This is a genomic window from Sphingomonas sp. OTU376 (genome assembly GCF_038440415.1).
GTDB lineage: Bacteria > Pseudomonadota > Alphaproteobacteria > Sphingomonadales > Sphingomonadaceae > Sphingomonas > Sphingomonas kyeonggiensis_A.
Window position 1 is genome coordinate 22,984 of sequence record NZ_JASATQ010000007.1, and the last position, 12,817, is coordinate 35,800.

At 67.5% G+C, this 12,817-nt stretch carries 13 protein-coding genes; 7 read left to right on the forward strand and 6 right to left on the reverse strand.

Going from position 1 to position 12,817, the window contains the following annotated elements:
- Window positions 1-3 precede the first annotated feature (3 nt).
- Window positions 4-1,203 (reverse strand): pyridoxal phosphate-dependent aminotransferase, encoded by a 1,200-nt coding sequence (locus AAHM44_RS04745; protein ID WP_342249234.1) that lies wholly within the window; start codon window positions 1,201-1,203, stop codon window positions 4-6.
- Between the two features lie 50 nt (window positions 1,204-1,253).
- Window positions 1,254-3,011 carry an aminodeoxychorismate synthase component I gene (gene pabB / locus AAHM44_RS04750; protein WP_342249235.1) on the reverse strand — a complete coding sequence of 586 codons (1,758 nt, stop codon included), beginning with the start codon at window positions 3,009-3,011 and terminating at the stop codon, window positions 1,254-1,256.
- Between the two features lie 80 nt (window positions 3,012-3,091).
- On the opposite strand from pabB, the gene AAHM44_RS04755 reads away from it, so the two are divergent.
- Complete coding sequence (locus AAHM44_RS04755) at window positions 3,092-3,754, forward strand: MBL fold metallo-hydrolase (RefSeq protein ID WP_342249236.1); 663 nt, start codon at window positions 3,092-3,094, stop codon at window positions 3,752-3,754.
- A gap of 53 nt (window positions 3,755-3,807) precedes the next feature.
- Here AAHM44_RS04755 and AAHM44_RS04760 read toward each other — a convergent pair whose 3' ends face one another.
- A complete protein-coding gene (locus AAHM44_RS04760; protein ID WP_269573358.1) occupies window positions 3,808-4,236 on the reverse strand; it encodes an MAPEG family protein in 429 nt (142 codons plus the stop codon).
- 186 nt (window positions 4,237-4,422) lie between these two features.
- Between AAHM44_RS04760 and rpmF the strand changes: the two genes are divergently transcribed.
- The 5 genes from rpmF to AAHM44_RS04785 are packed head-to-tail and all read left to right on the forward strand — an operon-like array spanning window position 4,423 to window position 7,452.
- A complete protein-coding gene (gene rpmF / locus AAHM44_RS04765; RefSeq protein WP_184163223.1) occupies window positions 4,423-4,602 on the forward strand; it encodes a 50S ribosomal protein L32 in 180 nt (59 codons plus the stop codon).
- Between the two features lie 40 nt (window positions 4,603-4,642).
- Entirely contained in the window at window positions 4,643-5,674 is a 1,032-nt protein-coding gene (plsX, locus tag AAHM44_RS04770) for a phosphate acyltransferase PlsX (protein WP_184163226.1), read from the forward strand.
- A 10-nt stretch (window positions 5,675-5,684) separates the two neighbouring features.
- Window positions 5,685-6,656 carry a beta-ketoacyl-ACP synthase III gene (locus tag AAHM44_RS04775; RefSeq protein ID WP_342249237.1) on the forward strand — a complete coding sequence of 324 codons (972 nt, stop codon included), beginning with the start codon at window positions 5,685-5,687 and terminating at the stop codon, window positions 6,654-6,656.
- A 39-nt stretch (window positions 6,657-6,695) separates the two neighbouring features.
- On the forward strand, window positions 6,696-7,070 hold the full coding sequence (locus AAHM44_RS04780; RefSeq protein WP_184163232.1) for an integration host factor subunit alpha: 375 nt from the start codon (window positions 6,696-6,698) through the stop codon (window positions 7,068-7,070).
- A 13-nt stretch (window positions 7,071-7,083) separates the two neighbouring features.
- Window positions 7,084-7,452, forward strand: a complete 369-nt coding sequence (locus AAHM44_RS04785; protein ID WP_184163235.1) for a MerR family transcriptional regulator — start codon at window positions 7,084-7,086, stop codon at window positions 7,450-7,452.
- A gap of 4 nt (window positions 7,453-7,456) precedes the next feature.
- Here AAHM44_RS04785 and AAHM44_RS04790 read toward each other — a convergent pair whose 3' ends face one another.
- From AAHM44_RS04790 to AAHM44_RS04800, 3 genes are read right to left on the reverse strand one after another with little or no spacing between them, the layout of a single operon-like run.
- Window positions 7,457-7,990, reverse strand: coding sequence for a SixA phosphatase family protein (locus AAHM44_RS04790; RefSeq protein WP_342249238.1), 534 nt, complete (start codon window positions 7,988-7,990; stop codon window positions 7,457-7,459).
- A gap of 10 nt (window positions 7,991-8,000) precedes the next feature.
- Entirely contained in the window at window positions 8,001-10,703 is a 2,703-nt protein-coding gene (locus tag AAHM44_RS04795; protein ID WP_342249239.1) for an ATP-dependent DNA helicase, read from the reverse strand.
- On the reverse strand, window positions 10,700-11,779 hold the full coding sequence (locus tag AAHM44_RS04800) for a hypothetical protein (RefSeq protein ID WP_342249240.1): 1,080 nt from the start codon (window positions 11,777-11,779) through the stop codon (window positions 10,700-10,702). Before AAHM44_RS04800 ends, AAHM44_RS04795 begins: the two co-directional genes overlap by 4 nt.
- A gap of 282 nt (window positions 11,780-12,061) precedes the next feature.
- Here AAHM44_RS04800 and AAHM44_RS04805 point away from each other — a divergent pair, with 282 nt between their 5' ends.
- Window positions 12,062-12,742, forward strand: coding sequence for a hypothetical protein (locus tag AAHM44_RS04805; protein WP_269573352.1), 681 nt, complete (start codon window positions 12,062-12,064; stop codon window positions 12,740-12,742).
- The last annotated feature ends 75 nt before the right edge of the window (window positions 12,743-12,817 follow it).

Below are 12,817 nucleotides of genomic sequence, written 5' to 3' on the forward strand. Positions count from 1 at the left end.
CCCTCAGCGCAAGGCCGCGCACGCTTCCTGGATTCGGCCGCACGCCTCGGTGAGCAGCGCGTCCGACGTCGCGTAGCTGATCCGCAACGCCGGCGAGAAGCCGAAGGCCGCGCCGTGCACCGCCGCGACCCGCGCCTCGGTGAGCAGATAGCCGACCATTTCCTCGTCGGTGGTGATCACCTGGCCCTTGGGCGTGGTCTTGCCGATCAGCTGGCTGAACTCGGGATAGACGTAGAAGGCGCCTTCCGGACGCGGGCAGGTCATGCCGTTGATCTGGTTGAGCATCGAAACGACGAGATCGCGGCGGCCCTGGAAGGCGGCGACGCGGTCCTTGAGGAAGCTCTGATCCCCGTTCAGCGCCGCGACCGAAGCCGCCTGCGAAATGCTGCACGGGTTGGAGGTCGACTGGGACTGGAGCTTGCCCATGGCCTTGATCAGCCATGCGGGGCCGCCCGCATAGCCGATGCGCCAGCCGGTCATCGCATAGGCCTTGGACACGCCGTTGGCGGTCAGCACGCGATCGTAGAGCGACGGGCAGACCTGCGCGATCGTGGCGAATTCGAAGCCGTCGTAGAGGATGTGCTCATACATGTCGTCGGCATAGATCAGCACATGCGGGTGCCGCTCGAGCACCTCGCCGATCGCGCGAAGCTCGGCCGCGCTGTACGCAGCGCCGGTCGGGTTCGACGGCGAGTTGAGCACCACCCACTTGGTCTTGGCGGTGATCGCCGCATCGAGCTGCTCGGGCTTGATCTTGTAGCCTTGCTCGGCGCCGGCCGAGATGAAGACCGGCTTGCCGCCGGCGAACTCGACCACGTCGGGATAGCTGACCCAATAGGGCGCCGGGATCACGACTTCGTCGCCCGCGTCGATCGTCGCGCAGAAGGCGTTGAACAGGGTGTGCTTGCCGCCCGAGTTCACGCTGATCTGGTTCTCGGCATAGGCGAGGCCGTTGTCGCGGGCGAACTTGGCGACGATCGCCTGCTTCAGCTCGGGCGTGCCATCGACATTGGTATATTTGGTCTTGCCCGCGCGGATCGCTTCGATCGCGGCTTCCTTGACGAAATCGGGCGTATCGAAATCGGGCTCGCCGGCGCCGAGGCCAATCACGTCGATCCCCTGGCGCTTCAGCTCGAACACCTTGCTCGTCATCGCGAGCGTGGCGGAGGGCTGGATACGATTGAGCGCGGCCGAGGTCTGCATGAATGGCGCCTTTTCCGGGAGGGGAGACGCCGGGCCTATAGGACCGCGTTCTAGGCTTTCGCAACCGTTACGGCTGAAACCAATCCGCGCAGCGCATTGCCGACATAGAAGCCGCCCTGGAGATCGGCCGGGGTGAGATCCCCCTCGACCGCGCGGCCGCTCTCGATCAGCTCGGCGCGCAGCACCCCCGGCAGCAGGCCGCGGGCGAGCGGCGGGGTGACCAGCATGTCGCCGCGCTCGACGAAGATCGAGGTGAAGCTGCCCTCTGTCAGGAAGCCCTGGTCGTCGGTGAACACCACTTCCCAGGCGCCGGACTCGCGCCGCGCCGCGTCATAGAAGCCGCGTCGGCTGGTCTTGTGCGCCAGGCGGAAGTCGTCCCGCGCGACTTTGCGGGGCTGAATCGCCACCTGCACCGGCGTGGCGGGTGCTTCGGGCAGCGGCGCGATGCCGATCGCGATCGCCCCCGACGGGGCGAGCAGCAGCCGCACCCGCGCCGGCGCGCGCAGGCGGAAGGTCGCCGCCTGCAGCTCGTTGCGCGCCTCGTGCCGGTCGAACTCGAAACCGAAGACGCGGGCGCTCGCCTTCATCCGCGCCAGATGCCGCTCGAGCAGCACCAGCCCGGCAAGCGGATCGAATCGCATCGTCTCGATCAGGTCGAAGGGCTGTTCGCCGGCCGTGACGAAGGCGCCCTTGGCGAGGCACTCGTCCCATTCCTCCAGGGCGTTCGAATCAGCGACCACGCCCGATCCTAACCCGAGCACCGCGCTTGTCGCCCCCTGATCTATCGTCAATGTGCGGATAGCCACGTTGAAACTGGCGTCGCCGTCCGATGCGATCGCGCCGATCGCCCCGGTATAGATGCCGCGCGGCCCCTGCTCGACCTCGGCGATCACCTGCATCGCGCGCAGCTTGGGCGCGCCGGTGACCGAGCCGCAGGGGAAGAGCCCCGCCAGCACCTCGACCGGCCCGGCATCGCCCGAGGGATAGGCGGTGACGGTGGAGACCATCTGGTGGACGGTCGGGTAGCGCTCGACCTGGAACAGCGACGGCACCTTCACCGTGCCCGGCTGGGCGAGGCGCGTGAGATCGTTGCGCATCAGATCGACGATCATCAGATTCTCGGCGCGCTGCTTGGGATCGGCGGCCAGCGCGGCGGCGATCGCGTCGTCCTCGGCCGGAGTCGCGCCCCGCCGCGCGGTGCCCTTCATCGGACGTACGGTGATGCCGTCCCCGTCCTCATTATACTCGAAGAACAGCTCGGGCGAGAAGGACAGCACCCACTCGCTGCCGGTGAAGACCAGCGCGCTGTGCCCGGCGGCGGCGCGGCGGCGGATCAGCGCGTAAAGCGCGGCCGGGTGGCCGGCGAAGGGGACATCGGCGCGGAAGGTGAGGTTGGCCTGATAGATATCGCCCGCCTGGATATAGTCGGCGACGCGATCGAACTGGCCGCGATAGGCGGCACTGTCGATCCGCGGCACCGGTGCCCCCGCCCAGGCCCCCGCCGGATCGGGAAGCAAAGCTTCGGCATCGACGCGCTCGGCATGCGGGAAGATGCCGAACCACATGCACGGCCCTTCGCCGCGCTGGACCCGGGCGTGCGGCTCGATCCCCGGCGAGGCTTCGTAGGAACAGAAGCCGGCGAGATGGAAGCCGTGATCGAACCAGAGCTGCATCTGCTGGAAGGCGCGCTTCACCTCCTCCGGCGAATCGGCGCGCACCGCGCCCTGCGGCGTGTGGAACAGCCGGGCGCCGGCGCCACCGGGCCGGGCATCGTCGAGCAGGACGAAAGGAGTATCGGGCAGGGTCATGCCGTGCCCCGCATGCAGCCGCTTCGCACCGACGGCAAGCCTGTGTTGCGGCGCGGGGCACTGCGGCCTATCTCCGCGCCATGGCAAATCCCCCGATGCGCGCCGCGGTGATCCCGGTCACCCCGCTCCAGCAGAATTGCACGCTCCTGTGGTGCACCGAGACGATGCGCGGCGCATTCGTCGATCCGGGCGGCGACCTGGACAAGCTGCGCGCGGCGGCGAAGCAGGCGGGGGTGACGATCGAGAAGATCCTCGTCACGCACGGCCATATCGATCATTGCGGCGCCGCCGGCGAGTTCGCCAAGGAACTGGGCGTGCCGCTGGAAGGGCCGCACGAGGCCGATCGCTTCTGGATCGCGCGGCTCGACGAGGATGGCCGGAAATACGGCATCCGCGGCACCGTGTTCGAGCCGGACCGCTGGCTGGAGCAGGGCGACCAGGTGACGGTCGGCAACCTGACCCTCGACGTCTATCACTGCCCCGGCCACACGCCGGGCCATGTCGTGTTCCACCACCCCGAATCGAAGTTCGCGACGGTGGGCGACGTGCTGTTCCAGGGATCGATCGGTCGCACCGACTTCCCGCTGGGCAACCACCAGGACCTGCTCGACGCGATCGTGCAGCGGCTGTGGCCGCTGGGGGACGACACCGCCTTCGTCCCCGGCCACGGGCCGCTGAGCAATTTCGGGCACGAACGAAAGACGAATCCGTTCGTGGCCGATTCGGTGCTGGCACGAGGGTGATCCAAAATCCTTCGTCACCCTGAACGCGCTTCAGGATGACGAAGCAGAAAGGCTCAGCTCTTCGGACCGACCTTGAACACGGTCACCGGCGCTTCGCGGTACTGGCTACCGATATAGATGCCGTAGCCGGCGAGGCCGAGCATGGTCAGCAGGGTGAGTACGATGCCGATTCGGCGGCCCAGGCCCCAGCCGTCCATGCCGAAGGCGTGGAGGACGCGGCCGAGAATCAGCGCGAAGCCGACACCCCACAGCCAGATGCTGGGGCCACTCGCCAGCTCGACCAGCGCGAGCAGGACGAGAATCAGCGGGACATATTCGGCGAAATTGAGCTGGGCGCGCATGCGGCGGACGAGCCGATCGTCGCCGCCATCGCCGATGAAGACCTTTTCTGCGAGTCGCAGCCGGCTGATTCGCAGCGCGAGCCAGAAATTGACCACGGCGGCGGCACCGGCGGTGCAGAGCGTAACGGGCAGGATGATCATATAAGGTGTCCCCTCCAGAGGGTTCCTCCTACACTCCCTTGCGTCGCCCGCAAGAATCGCTATAGGCGCGCACTCGCTTTCGTGACCGTCCGCTGGTCCGGCGAGCGCCGGAGCTTCCGTCGCTTGCCCGCTGGGCCGTGCGGGCGTATCGCGATTTTGACTTTTGTTTCGTTAGAAGGTGCCGAAATGGCCGTTCCCAAGAGAAAGACTACGCCGTCGCGGCGTGGCATGCGTCGCTCTCATGACGCTCTGGTTCCGCAGGCGTTCCAGGAATGCCCGAACTGTGGCGAGCTGAAGCGTCCGCACGTGCTGTGCGGTTCGTGCGGCCACTATAACGGCCGTGAGATCGTCTCGGCCGAAGACTGATCGGCAACGATCGGGCTGAGATGCGCGGGGGCATGCGGGTATGACGAATTCCTCTCGAATCGCCGTCGATGCGATGGGCGGTGACGAGGGAATTGCGGTCATGCTCGCCGGTGTCGCGCGCGCGCGCCGTCGATTCGAGGGCATGGAGTTCATCCTCGTCGGAGACGAGGCGCAGATCCGCGAGGGTCTGAAGAACCACCCGAACCTGACGGCCGCCTCCGAAATCGTCCATGCGCCGGACGTCGTCGCCTCGGAAGAGAAGCCGAGCGCGGCGATTCGGCGTGCCAAGACCACCTCGATGGGAATCGCCATCGACCTGGTGAAGAAGGGGCAGGCGGGCGCCGCCGTCTCTTCGGGCAATACCGGCGCGCTGATGGCGATGGCCAAGCTCTCCCTGCGCACCATGCCGGGGATCGACCGGCCGGCACTCGCCGCGCTGATGCCGACTCTGGGCGAGAACGACACGGTGATGCTCGACCTGGGCGCCAACACCGAAGTCGACGCCCGCAATCTCGTCCAGTTCGCCGTGATGGGTGCCGCCTATGCGCGCACCGCGCTCGACCTGCAGAACCCGCGGGTCGCGCTGCTCAACATCGGCACCGAGGACATGAAGGGCACCGACTCGATCCGCGAAGCCGCGGCCGAGCTGCGCAAGGCCGATCATCTCCGCCTCGATTTCCAGGGCTTCATCGAAGGCAACAAGCTTTCGCGCGGTGATGTCGACGTGATCGTCTGCGACGGTTTCTCGGGCAACATCGCGCTGAAGACGGTGGAAGGCACCGCCCGATTCGTCGCGGACTTGCTCAAGCGCGCCTTTTCCAGCTCGACCCGCTCGAAGATCGGCTTCCTGATCTCCAAGCCGGCGACCGAGCTGCTGCGCACGCACCTCGATCCCAACAATCATAATGGCGCGGTCTTCCTCGGCCTGAACGGCATCGTCGTGAAGAGCCATGGCAGCGCCAACGAACTCGGCGTCGATACCGCGATCGGCTTCGCGGCGAAGATGCTGCGCGACGATCTCAACCGGCGCATCGCCGAGGATCTCGGGAACTTCGAAGCAAAGGCGGCGTAGACACAACAAGATGACCCTGCGTTCCGTCATCATCGGCACTGGCTCCGCCCTGCCGCCCCGCCGCGTTTCCAACGCCGAACTCGCCCAGGAAGTGGATACGAGCGACGAGTGGATCGTCGAGCGCACCGGCATCCGCTTCCGCCATATCGCGGCACCCGACGAAACCACCGGCACGCTGGCGGCCGAGGCGAGCAAGGCCGCGCTGGCCAGCGCCGGCATCGCCGCCGCCGATATCGACCTGATCGTACTCGCCACCGCGACGCCGGACCAGACCTTCCCCGCCACCGCCACCAAGGTGCAGGCGCTTCTGGCGATCGACGATTGCGTGGCGTTCGACGTCGCCGCCGTCTGCTCTGGCTTCCTTTATGCGGTGCAGGTCGCCGATTCGATGCTGCGCGCCGGCGTCCACAAGCGGGCGCTGGTGATCGGCGCCGAGACGTTCAGCCGCATCCTCGACTGGGAAGACCGCGCGACGTGCGTGCTGTTCGGCGACGGCGCCGGCGCGATCGTGCTCGAGGCGCAGGACAGCGCCGACGAGGGCGGGCGCGGCATCCTGGCGACCAAGCTCCATGCCGATGGCCGCTACAACGACATGCTCTATGTCGATGGCGGGCCCTCGACCACCCAGACCGTGGGCAAGCTGCGGATGAAGGGGCGCGAGGTGTTCCGCCACGCCGTGGTCAACCTCGCGTCGGTGATGCAGGAATCGCTGGCGCTGGCCGGGCTCAAGCCGAGCGACGTCGACTGGGTAGTGCCGCACCAGGCCAATGCCCGCATCCTCGATGCGACCGCGCGCAAGCTCGACCTGCCGGCCGAGAAGGTGATCGTCACGGTCGACCAGCATGCCAATACCTCCGCCGCTTCGGTTCCGCTCGCGCTTGACACCGCGGTGCGCGACGGGCGTATTCGCCAAGGAGACCTGCTGGTTCTGGAAGCGATGGGCGGCGGCTTTACCTGGGGCGCGGCGGTCGTCCGTTTCTGATAGCTGCGAAAAATCGAAGATATTCGTTGCGGAACCTCAATGTTCCCGTTTGCTGTGTCGAAACAATCTGATAGGACAGACTCGACAGAGATCAACTCAAGGGGGAGTTGCCGAATGACGGCCGCGGGAACGCTGACCAGAGCCGATCTAGCCGAATCGCTGCACCGGGAGGTGGGCCTTTCGCGCGCCGATGCCGCGCGCCTCGTCGAGCAGATCCTCAGCCATATGTGCGAGGCGCTGGCCGAGGGGCAGAACGTCAAGATCTCGGGCTTCGGCAGCTTCATTCTGCGTGACAAGGGCGAGCGCGTCGGTCGCAACCCCAAGACCGGCGTCGAAGTGCCGATCGCGCCGCGCCGAGTCCTCACCTTCCGTGCAAGCCAGATGATGCGCGACCGCATCGTCTCGGCGAGCTGAGGGGGATTAGCCCATGCCGGGGGCCGAAAAGGCTGCTGGCGCGCTACGGACGATAGGGGAGCTCGCCCAGGAAATCGGGCGCCCCCAACACATCCTTCGCTACTGGGAAACGCGCTTCCCCCAGCTCCGCCCGCTCACCCGGGCGGGCAATCGCCGTTACTACCGCGCCGAGGATGTCGCGCTGGTGCGACGGATCCACGACCTGCTCTCCAACCAGGGCTATACGATCCGCGGCGTGCAGAAGCTGCTCGCGGCGGAGAAGGGCACCAAGGTAGCGCGGGCCGCCGCCGGCACCGCCACGCCGGGCGCCACCGTCGACAAGCAGGGGTTGAAGGCCGTGCGCGATTCGCTCAGCCAGGCGCTGGACGAGGACGGCAGCTAGAAGCTCAGTTGTAATCCGGCCCCAGGGTCGGATCGAGGTCGCGCGGACGGGTGAAGCGGACCAGCACGCCCTTGCCGGGCTTCACATCGCCCCAGTCCGCCACGTCGAAGCGCATCTCGGCCAGGGTCGCCGTGGGGTATTTCTGCTCGACCGAAAGGCGCAGGTCACTATCGGCCGAGAGCAGCAGCACCAGCTCCTCCAGCCCCGGATTATGGCCCGAGACCAGAACCGAATCGGCACCTGCGGGCAGCTCGTGGACGAGATCCAGCAGCGTCGCCGCCGAGGCGAGGTAGAGGCGCTGGTCCCAGTGCGGGGCGAGATCGCTGCCATAGCCGGTGGCGACCTGCGCCAGCGTCTCGACAACCCGCACCGCAGGCGAGGCGAGGACATGGTCGAAGGCCAGCCCCTCGGCCCTGAGGTGCCGGCCCATCATCGCGGCGGCGCGCTGGCCCTTGGGATTGAGCGGCCGATCGAAATCGCGGGCGACCGGATCGTCCCATCCGGACTTGGCATGGCGGAGCAGCGTGAGCGTCTTCATGGATTCCCCGTCAGGCGTTCGCGGGGGCCTCTTGCCCCAGCTTTGACGCCAAGGAAAGCCGGACGCGATCAACTGCCTGATCCAGCGTGACGCGCGTCACCCGCGTGCCCGGCGGAAAGGCATCGAGCAGGCGCGACGGGCTGGCGGCGGAAAGCAGCACGAAGGTGCCGCGATCGTCCGCCCGGCGAATCAGCCGGCCGAACGCCTGGGCGAGACGCGCACGGACGATACGGTCATCATAGGCGGTGCCGCCCCCGGCCAGGCGCCGCGCGGCATGGAGCACGCTTGGCTTGGGCCAGGGAATACCCTCCATCACCACCAGCCGCAGCGAATCACCGGGCACGTCCACGCCGTCGCGCAGCGCATCGGTGCCGAGCAGCGAGGCACGCGGATCGTCGCGGAAGATGTCGACCAGCGTGCCGGTGTCGATCGGATCGACATGCTGGGCGAGCAACGGCAGCCCCTCGCGCGCCAGCCGATCGGCGATGCGGGCATGGACGGCGCGCAGGCGCCGGATCGCGGTGAACAGCCCGAGCGTGCCGCCCTCGGCCGCGACCACCAGCCGGGCATAGGCATTGGCGAGCGCGGCGGTGTCGCCCCGCTTCACATCGGTGACGATCAGCACTTCGGCCTGGTCGGCATAGTTGAACGGGCTGACCGCCGAGAAGCGCTGGGGCGGACGCATCAGATGGACCGCGCCCGACCGCGCCTCGGCCACGTCCCAGTCGCCCCCGGCACGCAGCGTCGCCGAGGTGATCAGCGCGCCATGCGCCTGCTTGAGCACCGTCTCGGCAAAGGGCTTGGAGGGATCGAGCCAGTGGCGGTGCAGGCCGATATCATATTCGCGCCCCTCGACCCGATCGACCGCCAGCCAATCGACGAACGCCGAATCGGCAGGGCCGCCGATCCGGGCGATCAGCGCGAGCCAGGCGCCGACAGTGTCGGCACGCCAGCCGAGCGACGCGACCGCGCCTTCGATCCGGGCACGTGCAGGGCCATCCATCCAGTCGGGCGCCTCGGTAAGCACCGCTTCGAGCCGGCGGCCGAGATGGACCAGCGGGCGAAGCAGCGCGTCGAGCGCTTCGCCGGCAGGACCTGCAGCCTCGACCAGCGCCGCATCGGGCTCGGCCAGTTCGGTCTCCAGGCCATAGCCCGCTTCGGCCGCGCCATTGACGTCCCGCGCATAGACCAGCCCGCGCACCGCAGCGAGGAGATGCTCGACCGGGCCGAAGGGCTCGCCCTCGTTCAGGCGCTGCAGCCAGCCGTCGCTGGGCAGCGCCTGCGCGGCATTTACCGCCTCGGCAATCGCGCGGCCGCCTTCCTCGTCATAGCCGGCCACATCGGACAGGCGGGCGGCAAGGCCCCGGCGCCGGCCGCGCGAACCCGATTCGGGACCAGTCACCCAGCGGCGGATCTCGATCGCTTCCTGCCCCGTCAGCGCGGCGGCGAACATCGCGTCCGCCGCATCGAACAGATGATGTCCCTCGTCGAAGACATAGCGGGTCGGGCGGCTCGCCGTCTCGCGGCCGCGCGCCGCGTTGACCATCACCAGCGCATGGTTGGCGATGACGATGTCCGCGTCCGCCGAGGCGCGGGCGGCGCGCTCGATGAAGCATTTCCGGTAATGCGGGCAACCGGCATAGATGCATTCGCCGCGCCGATCGGTGAGCGCGGTCGAGCCGTTGCGGCGGAACAGGGTGGGAAGCCAGCCCGGCAAGTCGCCGCCGACCATGTCGCCATCGGCGGTATAGGCCGCCCAGCGCGCGACCAGCTGCGCGAGGATCGCCGCACGGCCCGCGAATCCGCCCTGCAGCGCATCCTCGAGATTGAGCAGGCAGACGTAGTTCTCGCGCCCTTTTCGGGTGACGATCTTCTTCTTGCGTTGCTCGGGATCAGCGACCAGCCGCTCGCCCTCATGGCCGAGCTGGCGTTGCAGCGCCTTGGTGAAGGTGGAGACCCAGACCGCGCCACCGGCCTGCTCGGCCCAGAGCGAGGCGGGGGCGAGATAGCCGAGCGTCTTGCCGATGCCAGTGCCCGCTTCGGCCAGCACCAGATTCGGCGATTCGCGCATGTCGCGCGGAGCGAAGGCGCCGGCCGCGGCGGCGGCATAGTCGCGCTGGCCCTGGCGCTGCTCGGCACCGCTGCCCGTAAGACGCGCCAGGCGGTCGGCGACGTCCGAATCGCTGAGCGTGACGGTGCGCGGCGCGACTCGGGGCGGCTGCTCGGTCCATTCGGGCAGCCTGGAGAACAGCCAGCGCTCGGCCTGGGCGGGCTTGGCCAGCCGCTGGCTGAGCGCGGGCGCCCAGGGCCAGCGCAGCCGGAACAACGACTGCACTGCGTTCCAGGCGCCTTCGCGCTCGGGCCAATCGCCTTCGGTGACCGCCAGCAGCTTCGCCGCCGCGGCGCGCAGGAAGGGGGCGATGTCGGCGTCATTCATGGGCGCTTCGAGCCCGGAGGCGCGCGCCAGCCCCTTGGGCGTGGGCACCATGAAGCGTGCGGGATGGAGAAAGGCGAACAGCTCGAGCAGATCGAGGCCGGACAGATCGGCATAGCCGAGCCGCTGGCCGATCAGCGGGGCGTTGAGCAGGATCACCGGCGTATCGGCGGCGATGCGGATCGCCTCGCCCCGGCTGATCGCGCGGCAATCACCGTCGGGCGTCGCGATCCAGACGCCGCCATGGCTGGCGTGGAGGGCGGGATAGGGCAGGGTCATTGCGCGCCCGGCCGCAACACGGCGAGGAAGCGATCGGCATCGGGCAGGCCGCGCAGATCCTCGTGGCGCACGTCATCCCTGGTGCGGATGGTGAGCGCGACCCAGGCGCGGCGGCCTTTGCGCTCGACGATCGCGGCCTCGATCAGCTCGGCAAAGGCGAGATCGCGGTAGAAGTGCCCGGACAGGGGAACCGCCCAGGCGATGCGGCGATCGGTCACCACCACCGTGCCGAACAGGTCGAAGAACCAGGCGCGCAGCCGCTCATGAAAGACAGCGAGCACATAGAGCGCGAGATAGCCGAACAGGCAGAATGTCATGCAGGAGAAGAACAGGCCGACGATCACCATGGGCTCCGCGCTCCAGATCATCCATTGCGCGCCAAGGAAGAAGAGCAGCGGCAGGCAAACCGCGAACAGCAGAAAGGCACGGCCGGTATCGAACGAGGCGAGGCCGGGCCGCCCGCGCCATCGCACCGACTCGCCGGGGAGGAGCGTGTCGATTTCGGCGGGCTGCTCGATCGCATCGAGCGCACCGCATTCGACGCCCAGCCCGCGCAACGCGGTCAGCACCCGCGCGGCGTCGCGGCTGCCGAGCAGCATGAGAATCCGCTGCCGGTTGCTGCCGACAATGCGCACCCGGTGCCAGGCGCCATAGCCGTGCACGATGACACGGCGGATATCGGCGATCGCGATCCGATCGGTCATGCCATCGAAACGGCTTTCCGCCGCCTGCCCATCGACGCGGTAGAGCTGGTTGCCACTCCGTACGATCGTCAACAGGATCGCCCCAAGGGCAAGCCCCAGGACCAGCAGGACGAGCCCAATGGCACCCCAGCTGACCGCGGCGGCGGTTTGATCGTCGAGCGGGAAGCTTTGCCCGCCGATCTGCAACTGCGAAGTGCCGGGAATCCGCGGCATGAGCCCGGCAGCCAGCCAGCCGCCGGCGAACAGCCCCAGCGCGATGAACGGCGGCAACCAGAACGCCAGCGCGGCGCTGCGCGAGCTGTGCCCCTCCCAAAGGGCCGGCCCGGGCAGATCGTCGCCATGGCTGGCCGGAAGGGCGGGTTGCGCGGTCATGTACGCCTTTCGTTCTAGCGCCGCTTGCCCGCCAAAGTGAAGGGAGCGCGGCATATTCTTTTCGCTCCGCTCTCGCGGGGACGCGCCGGAGCGGATGCCGGCACGGAGTTTTCAGTAAATGCTCGGATAACTTCGAATATTTTTCCAGTCAGTTCCATATGGGACTGCGGCAATGCTTCGAAATTCGATTAGCGATCGACAGTCGCAAACCGCCGGAGATTCGGATTCCGGCGCTCCCACAAAAGAAAAGATTCAACCATCCTTTCATCGTGGAGACTTGTCATGCCTGATACACTTCCCGCGTTCCCGACCATCGACAGCCTGAACTGGTCGCCGCCTTCGCAGACCGACCCCGTCGAAATGGTCCGGTCCACGCGCAACCTGATCATCTATGCAGATGCGGACAACGCCAACTACCAGGACAATGTCTGGGACCAGGAAAGCGGCGACGGCGCGCCGCGGCTCAACAATTGGTGGGACGGCAGCGCGCCGGTGGCCCGCCAGTTCGTGCTGCGCAAATATTGGAAGATGGTGCCCGGCACCTTCACCCATCTCTCCCCCGGCACCCAGCTGCAGAAGAGCTGGGAATATGACCATGGCATCTCGACCACCGACACCGAATCGATCACCGCGCAGATGGGCTTTTCGGGCGGCGGGCTCAGCGCCAGCCTGAGCGCGACGCTTTCGCATTCGGTGACGATCAACGACCTGCAAAAGACCACCACCCAGTTCACCATCCAGCCGCCCGCCTCGGGCACCCGGGTGTGGCTGCTATGGGACCTGATGTACCAGTTCATGATCGTCCGCAGCGACAGCAACGACCCGATCCCGCAGGGTACCTATCGCGGCGACGTCGATTTCAGCAACGACGACCATTATTCCGGCGCCTATCTCAACTATCGCTGGACGAACCTGACCGTGTCGGCGGGCATATTGTGCCCGCAGGACCGGGTCTTCGCCTGACGCGTTCCGGCCCCTTCCATCGCGGAGGGGCCGGATTTGGTCCCTGACGCTTCCGAAAACTTGCAAAAACGCGGT